The organism is Pedobacter xixiisoli (genome assembly GCF_900215335.1).
In the GTDB taxonomy this organism is placed as follows: domain Bacteria; phylum Bacteroidota; class Bacteroidia; order Sphingobacteriales; family Sphingobacteriaceae; genus Pedobacter; species Pedobacter xixiisoli.
This window is the reverse complement of the sequence record NZ_OCMT01000002.1, coordinates 1,337,775-1,357,795: the sequence shown is the minus strand read 5'-3', so window position 1 is coordinate 1,357,795 and position 20,021 is coordinate 1,337,775. Positions and strand designations below refer to the sequence as shown.

At 37.5% G+C, this 20,021-nt stretch carries 16 protein-coding genes; 8 read left to right on the top strand and 8 right to left on the bottom strand.

Features of this window, described 5'->3' with window-relative positions; genetic code table 11:
- Nucleotides 1–14: 14 nt before the first annotated feature.
- Both CRO54_RS12040 and CRO54_RS12035 read left to right on the top strand, forming a co-directional pair.
- Nucleotides 15–251 carry a putative signal transducing protein gene (locus tag CRO54_RS12040; RefSeq protein WP_097132250.1) on the top strand — a complete coding sequence of 79 codons (237 nt, stop codon included), beginning with the start codon at nt 15–17 and terminating at the stop codon, nt 249–251.
- Nucleotides 252–419: 168 nt separating this feature from the next.
- Nucleotides 420–932 carry a transposase gene (locus CRO54_RS12035; RefSeq protein WP_097132248.1) on the top strand — a complete coding sequence of 171 codons (513 nt, stop codon included), beginning with the start codon at nt 420–422 and terminating at the stop codon, nt 930–932.
- Between the two features lie 168 nt (nt 933–1,100).
- On the opposite strand, the gene CRO54_RS12030 is transcribed toward CRO54_RS12035, so the two are convergent.
- From CRO54_RS12030 to CRO54_RS12010, 5 genes are all read right to left on the bottom strand, one after another.
- A complete protein-coding gene (locus CRO54_RS12030) occupies nt 1,101–3,383 on the bottom strand; it encodes an aconitate hydratase (RefSeq protein WP_097132362.1) in 2,283 nt (760 codons plus the stop codon).
- A gap of 185 nt (nt 3,384–3,568) precedes the next feature.
- Nucleotides 3,569–6,334 (bottom strand): bifunctional aconitate hydratase 2/2-methylisocitrate dehydratase, encoded by a 2,766-nt coding sequence (locus tag CRO54_RS12025; protein ID WP_097132246.1) that lies wholly within the window; start codon nt 6,332–6,334, stop codon nt 3,569–3,571.
- A 257-nt stretch (nt 6,335–6,591) separates the two neighbouring features.
- Nucleotides 6,592–7,191, bottom strand: a complete 600-nt coding sequence (locus CRO54_RS12020) for a hypothetical protein (protein ID WP_097132244.1) — start codon at nt 7,189–7,191, stop codon at nt 6,592–6,594.
- 17 nt (nt 7,192–7,208) lie between these two features.
- A complete protein-coding gene (locus CRO54_RS12015) occupies nt 7,209–8,135 on the bottom strand; it encodes a peptidoglycan DD-metalloendopeptidase family protein (protein WP_097132242.1) in 927 nt (308 codons plus the stop codon).
- 96 nt (nt 8,136–8,231) lie between these two features.
- Complete coding sequence (locus tag CRO54_RS12010; protein WP_097132240.1) at nt 8,232–8,891, bottom strand: polysaccharide deacetylase family protein; 660 nt, start codon at nt 8,889–8,891, stop codon at nt 8,232–8,234.
- 83 nt (nt 8,892–8,974) lie between these two features.
- Here CRO54_RS12010 and CRO54_RS12005 point away from each other — a divergent pair, with 83 nt between their 5' ends.
- From CRO54_RS12005 to CRO54_RS11990, 4 genes are all read left to right on the top strand, one after another.
- A complete protein-coding gene (locus CRO54_RS12005) occupies nt 8,975–10,417 on the top strand; it encodes a TolC family protein (protein WP_097132238.1) in 1,443 nt (480 codons plus the stop codon).
- Nucleotides 10,418–10,477: 60 nt separating this feature from the next.
- Nucleotides 10,478–11,827: an efflux RND transporter periplasmic adaptor subunit gene (locus tag CRO54_RS12000; protein ID WP_097132237.1), complete on the top strand. Its 1,350-nt coding sequence runs from the start codon at nt 10,478–10,480 to the stop codon at nt 11,825–11,827.
- 124 nt (nt 11,828–11,951) lie between these two features.
- Nucleotides 11,952–12,953, top strand: coding sequence for an NAD(P)H-dependent glycerol-3-phosphate dehydrogenase (locus CRO54_RS11995; protein WP_097132235.1), 1,002 nt, complete (start codon nt 11,952–11,954; stop codon nt 12,951–12,953).
- A 467-nt stretch (nt 12,954–13,420) separates the two neighbouring features.
- Nucleotides 13,421–13,756 (top strand): hypothetical protein, encoded by a 336-nt coding sequence (locus tag CRO54_RS11990; RefSeq protein ID WP_097132233.1) that lies wholly within the window; start codon nt 13,421–13,423, stop codon nt 13,754–13,756.
- Nucleotides 13,757–13,875: 119 nt separating this feature from the next.
- On the opposite strand, the gene CRO54_RS11985 is transcribed toward CRO54_RS11990, so the two are convergent.
- Together CRO54_RS11985 and CRO54_RS11980 are read right to left on the bottom strand one after the other, a co-directional pair.
- A complete protein-coding gene (locus CRO54_RS11985) occupies nt 13,876–15,822 on the bottom strand; it encodes a DEAD/DEAH box helicase (protein ID WP_171047888.1) in 1,947 nt (648 codons plus the stop codon).
- A 500-nt stretch (nt 15,823–16,322) separates the two neighbouring features.
- Nucleotides 16,323–16,769: a DUF4293 domain-containing protein gene (locus CRO54_RS11980; RefSeq protein ID WP_097132231.1), complete on the bottom strand. Its 447-nt coding sequence runs from the start codon at nt 16,767–16,769 to the stop codon at nt 16,323–16,325.
- A 150-nt stretch (nt 16,770–16,919) separates the two neighbouring features.
- Between CRO54_RS11980 and truA the strand changes: the two genes are divergently transcribed.
- Together truA and CRO54_RS11970 are read left to right on the top strand one after the other, a co-directional pair.
- Entirely contained in the window at nt 16,920–17,678 is a 759-nt protein-coding gene (truA, locus tag CRO54_RS11975) for a tRNA pseudouridine(38-40) synthase TruA (protein ID WP_097132229.1), read from the top strand.
- 83 nt (nt 17,679–17,761) lie between these two features.
- A complete protein-coding gene (locus CRO54_RS11970) occupies nt 17,762–19,540 on the top strand; it encodes an ABC transporter ATP-binding protein (RefSeq protein ID WP_171047887.1) in 1,779 nt (592 codons plus the stop codon).
- Between the two features lies 1 nt (nt 19,541).
- Here CRO54_RS11970 and CRO54_RS11965 read toward each other — a convergent pair whose 3' ends face one another.
- On the bottom strand, nt 19,542–19,985 hold the full coding sequence (locus CRO54_RS11965; protein WP_097132226.1) for a hypothetical protein: 444 nt from the start codon (nt 19,983–19,985) through the stop codon (nt 19,542–19,544).
- Nucleotides 19,986–20,021: the final 36 nt, after the last annotated feature.

The window sequence follows — 20,021 nt, the reverse complement described above, 5'->3', positions numbered from 1 at the left end:
TTATATTTAGGGATATGACAGAAGACAAAATTGTAGTTTATAAAACATTCGAAAATCCAATGGAAGCAAACATCGTAAAAAGTCGTTTGCTTGATGCAGGTTTTAACTGTTTCCTTACTGGAGAAAATGCAGCCTTAGTTTATCCGGTATTTGATATTTCTATAAGTGGGATACAATTACATGTTTTTGAAAAAGATGTTCATGCTATCGACCAGTTTCTAACTGAAGATGAAGCTTTGGAAGGATTGTAAAAAAGTATTAAGGAATTAGTAGGTATCATTACAAATAATAAATCCCAACTAGCTTTTAAACCAGTTTTCTTTCCCTTGTTGGCGTCCTCGCCAACGAGCCTTATAAATTCTACTACAAATAGTCTTATCAAATTTTGTTAGTTTTAAGTCTACCTATTTTAGATTTTTATGCTAAAATCATATCATCCAGAATTTCTTACAGCTACGATTTTAAATTGGGAACATTTATTAAGTGATGAATTTAAGCAAATAATAATTGACACGATGGGTTGGCTTGTAAGACAAAAACGTTGTACAATTTATGGCTTTGTGATTATGCCAAATCACATTCATTTATTATGGAAGATTGAAGACGGTTTTGAAAGAGCTAAGGTTCAAGGTGCCTTATTAAGCTTTACTGCTCATGAATTTAAAAAGAGAATAAATGGAGATACTGAGAAATTAAAAAGTTATCGGGTTAATCTGTTAGATAGGATGTTTCAATTTTGGCAGCGAGATTGTATGGTTAAAGAATGTTGGGGAGAAGAGTTCTTAAAGCAAAAGCTAGATTATATTCATAAAAACCCGTTGCAACCTCATTGGCATTTAGCTGGTTCGTCAGAAGGTTACTATTGGTCTTCAGCATCATTTTATGAAAATGGAGAAAGTCCGTTTGACTTTTTAACTCATTATAAAGAATAGCATTTTTTTGCACGTTGGCGGGGACGCCAACCTGAGCGAGAATGAAGCTGTGGAAGGGTTGTAATATGGTGATCAGGAATTAGTCTTCAGATATCAGTTATATCAAAATAAAAATCCCAATTAGCTTTTAAACCAGTTGGGATTTTTGTCTTAGGGTCTTTCGAAAGATTATGCCTGCGCAGCTTTCGCGGCAGCTTCTTTTCTAATGATATTTAATGCGCCGCCAGCTTTGAACCACTCAATCTGTTGTTCGTTATAGCTATGGTTTACATCAAATTGCTCTGTAGAGCCATCTGCATGGTGTAATACCAACGTTAATGGTTTGTTCGGCGCAAATTCTGTTAAACCTACAATGTCAATAGTGTCATCCTCTTGAATTTTGTTGTAATCTTCCTTGTCGGCAAAAGTTAAGCCTAACATTCCTTGTTTTTTCAAGTTGGTTTCGTGGATACGAGCAAAAGATTTTACCAATACAGCACGTACACCTAAGTGACGAGGTTCCATAGCAGCGTGTTCACGAGATGAACCTTCGCCATAGTTTTCATCGCCAACAACGATAGAACCAATTCCCTCTGCTTTGTAAGCACGTTGCGTAGCTGGTACAGGACCATACTCGCCTGTCAATTGGTTTTTAATGTCGTCGGTGTTATCGTTAAAGTAGTTTACGGCACCAATTAACATATTGTTAGAAATGTTATCTAGGTGACCACGGAATTTCAACCATGGACCAGCCATAGAAATATGGTCGGTAGTACACTTACCTTTAGCTTTGATTAACAGTTTTAAGCCTTTCAAATCTGTACCTTCCCAAGCTGCAAAAGGGTCTAGCAACTGCAGACGGTGAGAAGTAGGGGAAACTGCAACTTCAACATTAGAACCATCTTCTGCTGGAGCTTGGTATCCTGCATCTTCTACAGCATAACCTTTTTCTGGCAATTCCCAACCAGTAGGCTCGTCTAATTTCACCTGCTCGCCTTTATCATTGGTTAATGTATCAGTTAATGGATTAAAGCTTAAATCGCCAGCGATAGCCAAAGCCGCTACAATTTCTGGAGAAGTTACGAAGGCGAAGGTGTTTGGATTACCATCGGCACGTTTAGCAAAGTTTCTGTTAAATGAGTGTACGATGGTATTTTTCTCCGCTTTCTCCGCACCTGTTCTGTCCCACATACCAATACATGGACCACAGGCGTTGGTGAAGATTGTGGCATCTAAATCAGTGAAAGTATCTAACAAACCATCACGGTGTGCGGTATAGCGCACTTGCTCAGAGCCTGGGTTGATACCAAATTCAGCTTTTTTACCCAAACCTTTTGCAATAGCTTGCTTCGCTACCGAAGCAGCACGAGATAAATCTTCGTATGACGAGTTGGTGCAAGAACCAATTAAACCCCATTCTACTTTAGTTGGCCATCCATTAGCAGCGGCAACATCTTTCATTTGTGAAATAGGTGTAGCCAAATCTGGTGTAAATGGACCATTCAAGTAAGGTTCTAATTCATCAAGATTGATTTCGATTAATTGGTCAAAATATTTCTCAGGTGCTGCGTAAACTTCAGCATCTCCAGTTAAGTGTTCTTTTACCGCATTGGCAGCATCAGCAACATCGGCACGGTCGGTTGCACGTAAATAACGTTCCATGCTTTCATCGTAACCGAAAGTAGAAGTAGTAGCACCAATTTCTGCACCCATGTTACAGATAGTGCCTTTACCAGTACAACTTAGGTTAATGGCGCCATCGCCAAAATATTCTACAATAGCGCCAGTACCGCCTTTTACGGTTAAAATACCAGCAACTTTTAAAATTACGTCTTTAGCGGAAGTCCAGCCGTTTAATTTTCCAGTTAGTTTCACACCAATTAGTTTCGGGAATTTTAGCTCCCAAGGTAAGCCAGCCATTACATCGCAAGCATCGGCACCGCCAACACCAATGGCCAGCATGCCTAAACCACCCGCATTTACCGTGTGGCTATCAGTACCAATCATCATCCCGCCTGGAAAAGCATAGTTTTCTAAAATTACTTGGTGAATGATGCCAGCACCTGGTTTCCAAAAACCAATGCCGTATTTATTAGAAACCGAAGAAAGGAAGTCGAAAACTTCTGCACTTTCGGTTTTAGCATGAGGTAAGTCAATTTCTGCACCTAGTTTAGCAGTGATTAAGTGGTCACAATGTACAGAAGAAGGTACGGCTACTTTTGGCCTTCCAGCTTGCATAAATTGCAGTAAGGCCATCTGTGCCGTTGCATCTTGCATAGCTACTCTATCTGGAGCGAAATCCACATAGTCTGCACCACGAGTAAAAGCTTTGTTAGATTTTCCGTCCCAAAGGTGTGCGTATAATATCTTTTCTGAAAGTGTTAAAGGTCTACCAACCAATTCGCGAGCTGCATCTACGCGTTCGCCAAAAGTTGCATATACCTTTTTAATCATTTCTATATCAAAAGCCATAATTGTTTTGTTAAAATTATCATCAATAACGATGTTATCTAAATTAAACAATTTTCAAGACAGTTGTTTTTGAGATTTGTCAAATTGTGTTATTTAAAAACATTCTATGCAATTTTTTTTGCTTAAACAAAAGGCCATCTCGATTATCGGGATGGCCTTCTTTATGTATTGACAAATAAAATGTCTTATTGCTTCGTAGAAATAGGGGTAAACTTAGTTAGATTGATACCTTCTACTGCTAATTTATATTCTTCGATGCTTGGGATACGACCTAAGATTGCAGAAAGAACTACCACTGGCGTAGATGCCAATAAAGATTCTCCTTTTTTGCCATCTCTGTCTTCTACCACACGACCTTGGAACAAACGGGTAGAGGTAGCCATTACGGTATCGCCTTTGGCAGCTTTTTCTTGGTTACCCATGCATAAATTACAACCTGGTCGCTCTAAATACATGATATTTTCATATTCGGTACGAGCTGAACTTTTTGGTAAAGCATCGCTGAATTCAAATCCAGAATATTTCTGTAAATATTCCCAGTCGCCTTCTGCTTTTAACTCGTCGATGATGTTATAAGTAGGCGCCGCAACCACCAAAGGAGCTTTGAATGATACAGAACCAGTTTGCGTCTCTACGTTTTTCAACATTTGAGAAACGATTTTTAAATCGTCTTTATGTACCATGCAAGAACCTACGAAACCAAGGTCTACTTTTTTATCGCCACCATAGAAAGTTAAATCTCTGATGGTATCATGTGTGTAGCGTTTAGAAACGTCAGCGTTATTTACATCTGGGTCAGCAATCATTGGCTCGTTGATGATATCCAAATCAATTACTACTTCTGCGTAATACTTGGCGTTATCATCTGGAGTTAAAGCAGGTTTAATACCCGTTTTAATTTCCTCGATACGTTTGTTTGCTTTATTGATTAATCCTTGAAGAACTTGGTTATGGTTGTCCATACCTTTGTCAATCATGATTTGAATACGGCTTTTCGCAATTTCTAAGGACTCGATTAAAGTATCATCTTGAGAAATACAGATGGAAGCTTTAGCTTTCATTTCTGCTGTCCAATCAGTAAAAGTAAAGGCTTGGTCGGCCAATAAAGTACCGATGTGTACCTCGATAATACGACCTTGGAATACGTTTTCGCCATCAAATTGTTGCAACATCTGTAATTGCGTTGCATGAACCACATCACGGAAATCCATGTGTTCTTTCATTGCACCTTTGAAAGTTACTTTTACCGATTCAGGGATTGGCATAGAAGCCTCGCCAGTTGCCAAAGCTAGGGCTACTGTACCAGAATCTGCTCCGAAAGCAACACCTTTAGACATACGTGTATGTGAATCTCCACCGATGATAATTGCCCACTCGTCAATGGTGATGTCGTTCAATACTTTGTGAATAACGTCAGTCATTGAATGATATTCGCCTTTCGGGTCACGAGCGGTGATTACACCGAAATCGTTCATGAACTTCATTAATTTCGGGATGTTGGCCTGTGCTTTTTTATCCCAAACAGAAGCCGTGTGGCAACCAGACTGATAAGCGCCATCAACAATTGGAGAGATTACTGTAGCAGCCATTGCCTCTAATTCTTGAGCAGTCATTAAACCTGTGGTGTCCTGAGAGCCTACAATGTTTACCTCAACACGAACATCAGAACCAGCATGTAAAACTTTTCCTTGAGCTATGCCTACTGCATTTTTATTGAATATTTTTTCTACAGCAGTTAAGCCTTGGCCTTCGATAGAAACTTCTTTTGCTGGGGCATAAACTAGCGGAGCTTCTATTCCTAAAACTCTAGCCGCAAAAGTTTGGATTTTTTTACCAAAAACGATGGCGTAAGAACCGCCAGCCTTAATAAATTCCATTTTCTGCGGAGTTAATGCTTTTGAAATATCAATCAGCTCTTGCTCTCCGTTAGATAGTTTTTTAGTTTTTGTATTGATGGTCAATACCGTTCCTGTTGCTACAGAAAAAGCCTCCTCCAAAACTGGCTCACCGCTTTCGTTACGAATAAGGTCGCCATTTTCGTCAGTTTTCTTTACCCAGTTTTTAAGGTCGATACCGATACCGCCAGTAACATCTACTGTAGTTAAGAAAATTGGAGAAATACCATTAGTACCACCAACAATTGGAGCAATATTTACAAAGGGAACATAAGGGCTAGATTTTTTTCCAGTCCAAAGCGCTACGTTGTTTACCCCCGACATACGTGAAGAACCTACACCCATGGTGCCTTTTTCAGCTACTAACATCACGCTTTTGTCTGGATGTTGCGCTTGTAACGCTTGGATTTGTTCTTGAGCTTCTGGTGTAATCATGCATTTACCATGCAGCTCACGATCAGAACGAGAGTGCGCTTGGTTACCTGGAGATAATAAATCCGTAGAAATATCTCCAATGCCAGCAATAAAAGTTACCACTTTGATTTCTTCGGCAACCTCAGGTAATTTGGTGAAGAATTCGGCTTTAGCGTAACTTTCTAATATTTGCTTAGCGATAGGATTTTCATTTTGATAAGCTTCTTTTAAACGGTCTGTATCAGCATCGTATAAGAAAACTTGTGTTTTAAGAACATCAGCTGCTTTTTGAGCCTTCTCCGCATCATCAGCTAAGGCAATGTCCAATAAAACTTTAATAGAAGGTCCGCCCTTCATGTGTGATAACAATTCGAAAGCAAAGTCAGGCGTAATTTCTGCAACAACAGCTTCGCCCAAAATGATTTCTTTTAAGAATTGTGCCTTTACACTAGCTGCGCTAGTAGTGCCTGGCAAAGTATTGTAGATAAAAAACTTAACTGAATCTTCTCTGTTGGCGTTGTTGGTGTCTTTGATTTGAGCAATAATTTCACTTAATAAATCTGCTCCATCAATAGGTTTAGGGTGAAGATTTTGGGTTTTTCTCTCTTCAATCTCCTGGATATAATCGTTATAAATACTCATCTTAGTTGTGTTATTCTTTTTCTATGGAGGTTGCGATAAGATACACAACCTGTTTTTTAAAAAAAGAATACTGGTTTTCGTGGATTAATTTGTGTTTAACGACCAAAGAACGCAGTTTTATGGTCAAGACCAAAAATAACAAAAAACTATCTTTAAATATAATCTAGGCAGGCGATTAGCTAATTTGGAATTATTCTAAACAGCGGAATTGTAAGCTTAAAATATTAAGTTGTAATTCTCATTATAGAACACAAGATTTAATCAGCGCAGACATCTTTATAGACATTGTAAAAATAGTTTAAAGTCTTAGGTTCCAAATTGCCAAGTGTGTCAATTGAAATTTTAAAAGCTTCAGTTTGTGTCGGGCATGAATGAAATTTAGCTAGGTGAAGCTCAAATCCATTAGATGTTTTTTTATAGGAGCTTCCTAATTTTTTCTTTAAGTCAACTGAGAAATTCTGCGTTTCTGCAATGAGTAAAGCATTGGCTAAATTGTCTATTTTACCAATAAACGTTTGAAGGCTTTTCGTGTCGTAAGCATATTTCAGTTTTTTTCCATCTTGATACGCTATGTAATAATAACCGGTCCAATTTTTATTGATAAAGCCATCTCTCGGGACATCATATTTTAGATTTCTAATACTAGAACTATCTCCTTTACTAATAATTACTTTTGATGTCTTTTCATATTCCTTATAAACACATTCCCAATAAATGTATTTTTTTGAAGGATTGATATGTTTAATGAGGTTTTCTAAAGTATCAAATTCAGTGGGGATTTTTTTAAAGTCTTTTTCTACTGAGGGTGTACAAGAAAATAAGCATAATACGAGTAAGAAAAATAGGTATTTCTTCATGCTTTGTCTCTGTGAGATTATTTCTTTCCTAAATTTTTAATCTCTTTTTTCGTCATTTCTTTCTGGATAATTTCTGGAGTAATGGCTGAGGTATAATATTTCTGATTGGTTAAAATACCATTGGCATTAGCTGTGGTGCAAAAATAGGGCGTAACAAAACCATACAGACTTTTAGATTCTTTAGTGTTCTTTTTTGCTGCACCTATATCCGCAGATTTCAAATAAGTAATCATCAATGAAATACCATAACGCTCATTGGTAATGTTATTCATTCCCAGTGCTGTACCAGGGAATACAGTTTGACCCTGTTTCACAAAAATACCTTTCTTGAAACCTCGGTAATTTGCGAGTGTGCCATCAGCATGTTCTATAACGATGGTATTTACTTTACTGGTATATTTCAGGTCTTTGGTGTCTTCGTCATACAAGTCGGAAACGCTGACTACAATCCCTTTTCTAACTGCTGTTACGGTATCTATTTCTTCGGTATAAAAACGATAAGATTTCCAATCATCAGGAGTAGTAGAACCAAAATAAGTAGCATTCAGGAAATTAGCTTCAGTGGCTCTTACTTTCTTACCTTTTCCATAAGGTAATGCATACACAAAAAGTGGGTTATACTTTGGGTTAAGTTCTCCTCTAATGTAACTGTAGCTATATGCATAGCCAATACTTTGGTCTCTATTGCTAGGCGTTAAAGTAAGGAAGTTGCCTCCGCTGTGTTTAACCTTATAAGTAGGGTCGCTAACGCTGTGAGTGTTGGTTAGTTCCCTAAAATTTAAAACAACGGTATAAGTTCCTGGAGAAGTTTTTTCGGCGGTAAGTGTAACGCTCTTGTCTTCGTTTCTTTTACTACTAACAGTTAGCTCTCTATCTTGGGCGTTTAGGGTAAAAGTATTTGCACAAATTGTGAGAACGAGAATGGCTTTAGATAGTTTGTTCATGGTTTCCTTTTAATTGAATGGCTAAAATAAGATTTGCTATATGTTTTTAATATTAAGGATGAAAAAAACTTCACGAATCCATAGAAAAGCCAAAAATTAAAGTGTTTCGAATCGAAAACCTTTCTTTAAAAGAGATTCAATCGATTTTGGTAGCGCATATTCTAGTCTTTCCCAAGCTTTTAAACTATCGTGAAATACGATGATAGAACCATTTCTAGTTTTGCTAATTACGTTTTCATAACATTTTTCTGGAGCTAAATTGATGTCAAAATCACCACTTAATACATCCCACATCACTATATCTAGTTTCTGATTATGGGTTGTGGGTTGTGTATTGACCATAACTCGCAACTCGCAACTCTTAACTAAATCCTTAATCTGACTTTTCTTAATCCTCCCATATGGCGGGCGAAACAAATTAGTATTTGTTAATTCTTGACATTTCCAAAAATTATTGATGTAGGTTTCGTTCTCTGTTTTCCATCCTTTTAGGTGGTTGTAAGTATGGTTGCCGATAGCATGACCTTCTCTTTTAATGCGCTCAAATACTTGTGGATGTTTTTGGATATTGTCGCCAATGCAAAAAAACGTAGCTTTAACATCAAAGCTTTTTAATGTATTTAACACAAAGTCTGTAACATTTGGTATTGGACCATCGTCAAAGGTGAGATAAACGATTTTTTCTTTGGTATCTTTATTCCAAATTAAATTGGGATAAAACCATTTGAGAAAAAAGGGCGGTCTAACAGTGTACATGCTGTAAAAGTAATATTTAAGCACTATAGTTAAAAATTTACAAAAAACGACCTCCCGTTTATTTATAATTGTGAACGAAATTTATGAGACAAACTTCTAAAATAAGCTTTTTGTTTGCGGCGTTCTCCCTGTCTGTGGCAGGTTTTACAGCCTCAGCACAAGAAGTGATTACCATTCAGCAGGCGATAGATAAAACGCTAAATAACAATTTGCAGGTAAAGCAGGCGCAGTTTAGTGCAGCATTGGCCGATGAAAATTACGGTCAATCGAAAAATGCGTTACTGCCATCTATAAGTGGAAGTATTAATGGTAATAGAAACTTTGGTAGAAGTATTGACCCATCTACTAACCAATTTATTAGTCAACAGTTTAATGCCGCTAGTGGAAGTATTAACGGAAGTGTAGATTTATTTGCTGGAGGCCAAAAAGTTAATCAAATTAAGCAGAATAAGTTATTGTTGGATGCGGATAAGGCTAATGTAGAAAAAGTTAAAAACGATTTGATACTACAAGTGGTTACGTCTTATATGCAAATTTTGTTTAATAAAGATTTACTAAAAGCCGCACAGCAACAGCTAGAAGTAGCTAAACAGACATTAAATCAACAACAACAATTGTTGGATGTAGGTAATAAAACTTTAGCCGATGTTTCACAAGCTAAGTCACAAGTTGCCACCTCGGAACTTGAAGTTACTAATGCTCAAAATAACTTAGCAATTTCTTATTTGACACTTAACCAGTTGATGGAATTGCCATCTGATAATAAGTTTGAAGTACAGGTGCCATTAGTAGATGCCATTACTTATGCTAAAAATAGTTACAGTGCACCAGAAGTAGTTGCAACGGCAATGACTGTATTCCCTGATATTAGGTTGGCTTCTTTAAGAGCTCAGGCAGCAGAAAAAGCAATTGATGTTGCAAGAGGAACTTATTATCCCCGGTTATCATTTGGTGGTGGCGTAGGTTCCAATTATTCTAGCATAAAACCAAAAGTAACAGAAGTAAATAATGGTCTTAAAGAGGTTGTTATTGGAAAAGTACAAGGTACCCAACAACCCGTTGTAAATGAAGTTCCAGATATCCTGAGAACTTTGTCCAATTATAGCTTTGGCTCACAGATTCAAGACAACTTTAATCAGTTTGTTGGTTTTAGTCTTTCTATTCCAATTTTTAATGGATATCAAGCTCGTTCTAATGTGAGAAGAGCAAAAATCAATTATCAAAATGCACAAGTTGACGAGCAGCTTTCGAAAAATAATCTTAATAAGGTTATTTATCAGGCAGTTGCCGATTTAAGAGCTGCTGAAAGTAGATTCCGATCTACTACAAATGCATTTGCGGCACAAAAAGATGCTTTTTTCGTAATCGAACAGCGCTATAACGTTGGTTTGGCTAATTCTGTAGAATTTAGTACTGCACAAACGAATAGAAACAAAGCAGAAATAGATATGATACAGGCTAAGTACGATTTGTTATTCAAATCGAAAGTGATAGATTACTATTTAGGCAAACAAATCGCATTTTAATTAATACAAAAAGAAACCACGACTTGTCCCGACCATTCGGGATTGGAATATTAAATAATTATGAAGTTAAAACACATTTTAATAGGCGCAGGTGCAATTATCGCAATACTAATCGTATTGGCTGCTACAGGTGTAATTGGTAAAAAGCAGGTAGAGAAAGTTACCGTAGAAAAAGCAGGAAATAAAACGGTTATCGAAACAGTAACTGCCAGTGGAAAAATACAACCTGAAACTGAAGTTAAACTAAGTTCTGAGGTTTCGGGAGAGGTGACGGAGCTTTTGGTTAAAGAAGGTGATATAGTGAAGAAAGGGCAGTTGTTGTGTAAGGTACGTCCAGATATTTTGCAGTCTAGCTATGAACGTACGGTTGCTTCTTATAATGCTCAAAAAGCTAGTGTGGCTTCGGCTCAACAACAATTGGTACAAGCGGAGGCTAACTTTGTAAACGCAGAGGCAACTTACAAGCGTAATGTTGAGCTTTTTAATAAAAAGGTGATTTCTGCCGCAGAGTTCGATAATGCTAAAGCGGCATATTTAACAGCAAAATCTACGCTGGCTAGTGCAAAAGAAGGTGTAGTAGGAGCTAAATTTAATTTGGAACAAACCGGAGCTAGTGTAAAAGAGGCTGGCGCTAACTTAGCTCGAACTACTATTTATGCTCCTGTTGATGGCGTAGTTTCTAAACTTTCAATTGAGTTAGGCGATCGTATTTTGGGTACGTCTCAAATGGCTGGTACAGAAATTATGCGTATTTCTAACTTGAGCAGTATGGAAGTAAATGTAGATGTGAACGAAAATGATATTAACCGCGTAACTTTAGGCGATAGCGCAACCGTAGAAGTCGATGCTTTTGCAGGTAAGAAATTTAGAGGTGTGGTAACGGAAATTGCAAGTTCTTCAACTGCAGTTGGTGCCACTACAACATCGGTAGATCAAGTAACTAACTTCTCGGTAAAGGTAAGATTGTTAGCTGCATCATATAGTGCAGTTAAAGGCGGTGCAAAAGATTTGCCTTCGCCATTTAGGCCAGGTCTTTCTGCTACGGTTGATATTGAAAGTGAAACGGTGAACGGCTTAGCTGTACCAATTCAGGCAATTTTTACTGATGCTAAGACTGACGGTGATAATAGTAGCAGTGCTCAAGATGCCGAAAAGCAAAAGAGTAAACTTAATGATAAGCAGGTTAAACAATATATCTACTTATTTGACGCAAAAGCTTCTACGGTGAAAAAAGCAGAAGTAACCACGGGTATCCAAAATGATCAGTTTATTATTGTAAAAACGGGGTTAAAAGCTGGACAAGAAATTGTTTCGGGACCTTATTCGGCTATACAAAATAAACTTAAAGATGGTTTAAAAGTAGAGCAAACATCTAAGGATAAGTTATTTACTTCTGGAGACAAAAAGTAGGTACAACAAGTCATAATATTTAATTATTTTTGCAAAGGTTTAAAAAGGTGCTCATCGCATTTTTTTAAACCTTTTGTTTTTAATCTGTGTTTAAAATTAAATACCCGCTTTAAGATAATTAGATATGAGTGCACCTAAGATAGCCATGATTGGCGGTGGAAGTTGGGCAACAGCCATTATCAAAATGCTTTCAGATAATGAAACTGAAAAGGAAATTTTTTGGTGGATGCGCAACGAAGAAGCGATAACTCATATCAGGAAATATAAGCACAACCCTAGCTATTTAAGTGCGGTTGAGGTTAGGCTAAAACCAGAAAATGTATCTTCAGACATTACCCACATTATTGCTCAGGCCGATTACGTGATATTAAATGTGCCAGCTGCTTTTTTAAAAGACAGCCTAAAGGATATTAGCCCGGCGCAAATGAAGGGTAAAAAAGTAGTATCTGCCATTAAGGGAATTGTGCCAGAAGATAATTTGATTATTGGCGATTTTTTGCATGAGAAATATGAATTACCTTATGAAGATATCTTGGTAATTAGTGGTCCGTGCCATGCAGAGGAAGTAGCCCTAGAGAAGCTTTCTTACCTTACTATTGCTTGTACAGATGTTAATTCTGCAAGTGTTTTTGCTAGTTACCTCAATGCCCGTTATATCAAGACCAATATTTCTGATGATATTTTTGGAACTGAGTATGCTGCGGTTTTGAAAAACATTTACGCAGTGGCTAGTGGTATTTGTCATGGTGTTGGCTATGGTGATAATTTTCAAGCGGTACTCATTTCTAATGCTATTCGCGAGATTGAACGTTTTGTAGATGCGGTACATCCAATTGAAAGAGACATCAAAGAATCTGCCTATTTGGGTGATTTAATGGTGACCGCTTATTCCCAGTTCAGTAGAAATAGAACTTTTGGCAACATGATAGGGAAGGGTTACACGGTAAAATCTGCGCAGTTAGAAATGAACATGATTGCCGAAGGGTATTATGCTGCAAATTCAATGCATCGCATCAATGAAAAATATAAGGTAGATATGCCAATAAGTGAAGCGGTTTATCAAATTTTATACGAGCGTAAATCTCCTCATATAGAGATGAAGATGTTGACCGAAAAGTTGAGTTAAATCCCTAAATCGACTAAAAGGGGACTTGAACTAGCTGGCGTCTAAACACAGCTTAGACTAGTTTCAGTGTCAAAGTCTATTGGCATTTTAAATCAATTCAAATTATACCAGCTTTTTGATATACTTAACGTGAGTTCGGGATGAGAGAATTAAGATGTTCGCTAGCGATAGCCCTTCAAATCTACGTTCAGCTTATATTCGGTCTCTTGTTTTTCGGTTTGCAGCAATAAGCCACCGCACTTTCTTTGAAAGAAAAATAAGCAACCGAGAGTTTTTGTTACTTTTTGCGGCCAAAAAGTAAGAGCCCAGCGGCGGCGAGCTAAAAAACACATTCTAGTATCGATTGAATAAAGTTTAAGACAATGCTTAAACCGAACTCACTTTTATACTTGCTTTTTGAGCGAACCGAAAACTCTCAAAACCAAACCTTTCTCTTTTTTGTTCTCTATTCATTAAATTCTAAGATAATGAAAAAGAGATATTTATTAGGTCTGTTCGCTATTGCTGCGATGACCCTGTTTTCAACAAGTGCTAGTGCACAAGAGAAAAAAACTGAAGCTGGAAAAGTAATCCAAAAAACTGGCAAGGCAGTAGAAAAAGGAGCGAATGCTGTTGGTAATAAAACGGCAGAAGTAGCTGTTAAAGGCAGCGCTAAAGTTGCCGACCAGACCTATAAAGGTAAAATGGCTCCAGACGGTACTAATGTTTACATCGATGGTAAAAACCGTAAATATTATGTAAACAAAAAAGGAGCAAAGGTTTATTTAAAAGCAAGTGAGATTAAGAATAGACCGGTGCAATAAGTCGATATTTTTCAATTTACAGTTTGCAATGAGGCGCCCAAAACTGTAAACTGATATAAAAAGAAAAAGTCCCATTAAATTTAATGGGACTTTTTCTTTTTATAATTGGAAACTGAAAACTAAGATCTACGTCTTCTATCGCTTCCGCCATTTCCACTTCCGCCTTCACGTCTTCCGCTTCCGCCGCTTCTTTCTTCACGACTACGTCCAGAGAAGTCTCTGAAACCGCCTTCACTACTTCCGCCACCAGAACGATCACCACGTCTTCCGCTTCCAGAACGATCTCCACCGCCGCTTCTTCTGTCGCCACCACGATCTCCACCTCTTCTATCACCACCGTAGCCACCACTTCTTCTCTCTCCTCCGTTACCACCTCTGTAGCCACCACCGCTTCTTCTTTCACCGCCTCTACCTCCAACTGGAGCTTCGCCACTTTTCTCAATTCTAACTTCTCTACCGTTGTATTGTACGTCTTTAAAGTTGTTGAAAAGTGCATCAACTGCACCATTTTCTACCTCTACAAAAGAGAAAACACCTTTTAAGTCGATTTTGCCAACAGCTTTGCCGCTAATTTTACCGTTGTTGCAAACGAAGCTCAATAAATCACCTCTGGTAAACTCATCTACCGAACCAACGTTAATAAACAAACGAGAGTAGCCATCTTCTGCACCACGCCCATTACGTTCTCCACGCTCTCTTCTTTCACCACGCTCACCTCTGTCAAAACGGTCATCAGCACTTAAGTTAAGGTCTGGTGCGTTTTGGTAATATTCTAAGAAACGGTTAAACTCTAATGACGCAAATTTCTTAATTACTTCTTCTTTGCTCAAATCAGCAAATTCGTCGTTAATTCTCGACATATATTTGTCGATTTGCTCTTCGTTAACCTCTACGTTATGTACACGGTGAATTAAGCCGAACAATTGTTTTTCGCAAACATCAAAACCTGTAGGTAATTCAGCTTTTGTAAATTGTTTGCCAATGATTCTTTCAATCTGACGGATTTTACCAGTTTCTTTAGCGTTGATGATACATATAGAAACACCAGTTTTACCAGCACGACCAGTACGGCCAGAACGGTGAGTGTAACTTTCAATTTCATCAGGCAAAGCATAGTTAATTACGTGAGTTACCCCTGAAACGTCAATACCACGAGCAGCAACATCAGTAGCAATTAATAATTGCATGTTACGATCGCGGAAACGTTGCATTACCTTGTCACGTTGTTGTTGAGACAAGTCTCCGTGTAAAGCATCAGCATTGTAGCCATCTTTAATTAAATGCTCGGCAACATCCTGCGTATCCATTTTCGTTTTACAGAAAACCACACCAAAAATATCTGGGTTGTAATCTACAATACGTTTTAGGGCAGCATACTTATCGCGAGCTTTTACAATGTAATACTCGTGCTCAATATTTACGTTACCTGTGTTTTTTGTGCCCATGGTTAATTCTACAGGGTTGTCCATGTAGTTTTTAGCTATGCGACGAACCTCAGGAGGCATCGTTGCAGAGAATAACCATGTTTTTTTATCGTCTGGTGTAGTCGATAAAATGTCGTTGATGTCTTCTTGGAAGCCCATGTTTAACATTTCATCTGCCTCATCCAATACTACATATTTAACGCTAGAGAAATCGATGGCTTTACGACCAATGATATCTAACATACGGCCGGGCGTGGCCACTACAATTTGTACGCCATTGCGTATTTCGCGTAGTTGTTGCATAATGTTAGCGCCACCGTAAACGGCAACCACGTGTGCATTCTGCGTGTTTTTAGAGAAATTTTTGATGTCGTTTGCAATCTGCAGACATAGCTCACGCGTTGGGCACAAAATTAGTGCTTGCGGCTTATTGCTCTTAAAGTCTATTAATTCTAACAACGGCAAACCAAATGCGGCTGTTTTTCCTGTTCCTGTTTGGGCCAAACCAACAAAGTCGTTACTACCTTCTAACAGTACAGGAATAGATTGCTCCTGAATAGGCGTAGGATTTTCGAATCCTAGCTCTTTTACGGCATTAACAACGTCATCACTTATCCCCAATTTACTAAATGGGTTTATCATTATAACATTTTTTATTAAGGCGCAAAGGTACGGTTAATTATTCGTAATATATATAGTTGTAAATAATTTGTTTTAAGCTTAATAAATTGTAAATAAGAAAGTTATGAAGGGTGGTGTTTGCTCAATTGGCTTGGTGCCGTGTTCGAGGCGCATTTTTAGTGCTTGTTGCTCTCGAAAGTTTTCCTGTTTCGACTTTTTTTCGGGAGCTTTACTGTAATCTAAATATGGGCTAATTAACTTCCGACTGACGCTATTTGGTTAGTTTCAAAAATGTGATGCAATTAAGATTTGATAAGTTTTTAACACTTCATAAGTCTTGTTATTATCGCTAGACCGAGTATTGTTGCTCGCTATTTTGTCGATTTTATAAGCAGAAGCTCAACAAGTTTAAGGATACAGAAAAGCCAGTCTTTGAAATAAACTGGCTTTGATGCTAAGGATTGCATTGCAATAAATGTCGTAGAGTCGACTACTATATAAAACCTTTGCTTACATGTAGCTTAACGCAGTCTATCAGCAGAGCGAATCAGTTTTTCATCTTGTTTGATCCCTCTAATCGCCAATAAGGTAAAAATGATAGCTACTAATGGAAGAAATATTCCTGGTTCAATATCTAGTACTTTTAGCTCTCCAAGACTTTTTACCATTTGGGTGAGCCAGAAAGATAAAGCGAGGATTAGAAAAATATTTAGCGAAGCGATACGTATTTGTAGTTTTCTATTTCTGAAATTAAAGACGTTAATCAAGCTGATTAATCCAGCTAAAATAACACTTACTAAAAGCGGGATATTAGTTGCCTGCTCTTTTGCGCCTTCTAATTTAAGACCGGAACCATTTAATATATAGTATCCACTATCCGTAGATGCGCCGATGGTAGGTACAAATAATAGGCATAAAATATTGATTGCAGCAAGCAAAAGCCAAATAGATTGAATTCTTTGGATCATGAGTTTTAATTTTTTACAAACTTAATCTTTTGAGGATAAAAGAACAAAGAACAAGGATGAAAGACTTCTTCTTTGTAAAATTATAGCGCATGTTTCATAATCTTTTATCCTTATTCTTTATTCCTTGTTCTTTCCGCTATTTTTGCAGCATTGGAAACAAAGCGATATTTTATTGAATTGAGCTATAATGGCACAGATTTTCATGGTTGGCAAACACAGCCCAATAGCATTACTGTGCAGGAATGTTTAGATAAGGCGTTAAGCACCTTTTTTAGGCAAGAAATAGTTTCATTAGGTTGTGGAAGAACAGATACAGGGGTGCATGCCACACAATTTTATGCGCATTTCGATTTGGTAGATGTAAACCCGAAACAAGTAGAAAATTCAGTAAAGGGGATCAATGCTTTGTTGCCTTACAGTATTGCTTTACATCGTATTTTTGAAGTAGCTAACGAAGCGCATGCCCGTTTTGACGCAACAGCTAGAGAGTACAAATATTACCTGCATTTCCATAAAAATCCTTTTAAGTTAGACCGGTCTTGGTTGTACAAAGGTCAATTGGATATCGGAAAGATGAACCAAGCTGCACAAGTATTATTGCAGCACAAAGATTTTTCTTGCTTTAGCAAATCCAATACACAAACCTTTACCAATAACTGTAAAATCAGCTATGCTAAAGTTGAACAACAGCCCGATGGTTTGATTTTTACCATTAAAGCTGATCGTTTTTTGCGTAATATGGTGAGGGCTATTATGGGCACTTTGGTAATGGTAGGTAGGGGCGATATTGAGATTGCTGCTGTTGAAGAAATCATAGCAAGTAAAAATAGAAGCAAAGCAGGACAATCTGTGCCAGCGTGCGGATTGTATTTAGTCGCAATAGAGTATCCTTATATTAAAATTGATTAAAATGACGAAATGAGAAATTGATTGAATAGATATCGGAGAGCTTCATTCGATCAATCAAGTTGTACTCATTCAAAATTAAAAATATGGCTGTAACCGGAGACGCGTTTAATTTTAGCTTATTGAAAAGGGTGATGGCCTATGTGAGGCCTTACAGGGCTATTTTTGTGTGGTCTGTTTTGCTGACGATATTATTAGCTGCAATTGCTCCTGTTAGACCAATGCTAGTGGGCTATACTTTAGATCAGCATATTTTAAAGGGTGATTTCCAAGGCTTGCTAAACATTACTATTTTGATGTTGATATTGCTGGCTCTGCAAACTGTTTTTCAATATGCACATACATTATTGACTAATAAACTTGGTCAATCGGCTATTAAGGATTTAAGAATAAATATATTCAATCATATTACTAAGCTAAGGTTAAAGTTTTTCGACAAAACACCCATTGGTCAGTTGATTACCCGTACAGTATCCGATCTGGAGACCATCGCAGATATATTTTCGGAGGGCCTAATTGCTATGATTGGTGATTTACTGCAAGTGATTGTGGTTACTAGTATCATGTTCTACATGGATTGGAAACTTACACTTGCCGTGCTTATCCCAATGCCATTTTTAATTATAGCAACTCGGATTTTTCAGAAAGCTATCAAGGTAGCTTTTCAGGAAGTAAGGGCAGAAGTTTCCAACTTGAATACTTTTTTACAGGAGCATATCAGCGGTATCGCTATTATCCAATACTTTGCAAGAGAAGATCAGGAATACAGAAAGTTCGAGAAAATCAACTCTCGCTACCGTGATGCCAATATTCGTTCCAATTGGTATTATTCGATTTTCTTTCCTGTAGTGGAGTTAATTTCGGCGATGTCACTAGGTTTGTTAATTTGGTATGGTTCCAAAACAATATTAAACAATCCTACTATTGAGCCGGGCATCATCACCACTTTTATCATGTTCATTAACATGCTATTTAGGCCCATAAGGGAGTTGGCAGATAAATTTAATACGCTGCAAATGGGGATGGTTGGCGCTGAGCGTGTTTTTAAGGTGCTAGATACGCAAGAACAGACCGAAGATAAAGGAACTTTGGCACCACAGAAACTAAGGGGCGATTTGTCTTTCCAAAACGTTTGGTTCAGCTACGACCAGGATGGGGAGGAAAACCCGAAATATGTTTTGAAAGATATTTCTTTCGAAGTTAAATCTGGACAAACCATTGCGCTGGTTGGTGCTACTGGAGCGGGAAAATCATCCACCATTAATATTTTAAATCGCTTTTACGAAATCCAAAAGGGAAGTATTGCTATTGACGGTAACGCGATTCAGGATTATGAATTGGCGTATCTGAGGAAAAATATAGCTACGGTGCTGCAAGATGTGTTTCTTTTCTCAGATACAATCTATAATAACATCACATTAAATAATCCAGAAATTAGTTTCGATGAAGTAGTAGATGCTGCGAAAAAGGTTGGAGCGCATCATTTTATTGAACGTTTGCCTGGTGGATATCATTACAATGTGATGGAAAGGGGAGCTACACTTTCGGCAGGACAAGCACAGTTGATTTCATTTATTCGTGCTTTGGTGTACAAACCAGCTATTTTAGTATTGGATGAAGCTACCTCATCTGTAGATACAGAAACAGAATTGTTGATACAGAATGCTATCGATAAATTAATGCAAGGCAGAACTTCTATCGTGATTGCGCATCGTTTATCAACTATCCAAAAAGCAGATTTAATTATTGTTTTAGATAAGGGCGAAATCAAAGAAAAAGGAACGCACCAGCAATTGTTAAAGTTAGATGGCTATTACAAACGTTTGTATGACCTACAGTTTTCTTCAGTAGGCATCGCAAAGTAAGTTACAACTTGCTAAACTCTTGTTCTATCACATATTTATGCACATCTGTGCCAATAGTCTCCTGGCGTGTATGCGTAATTTTGAAATAATTGTTTCTCAAATAAGAAATTGTCCAAGTGCTATCTGGAGTGGTGGCAAAGTTGATGTTTTTTCCATCAGCGTCAATACTGTATTTAATAGTATCTCCATTTTTGATAAAGGTCATGCCTTCTGTATACTTTACCCTAACTTTAGAAGTGTCATTTTGTATTGGAAGTATGGTGTCGATTTTCGAGCTGTCAATTATACCATTTTTGTATTCTAACCTTACGTACGTTTTGATAGGCCATTGACCTACTAAATATCTTTCTACAAATAGTTTACTGTCTACAGGCTCTTTCTTGCAAGCATATCCAATAATTCCCGTTAATATTAAGCCTAATAAAACAAACTTTAATTTTCCCATCACTTTTTGATATATGCAAATATACAAAACAAAATT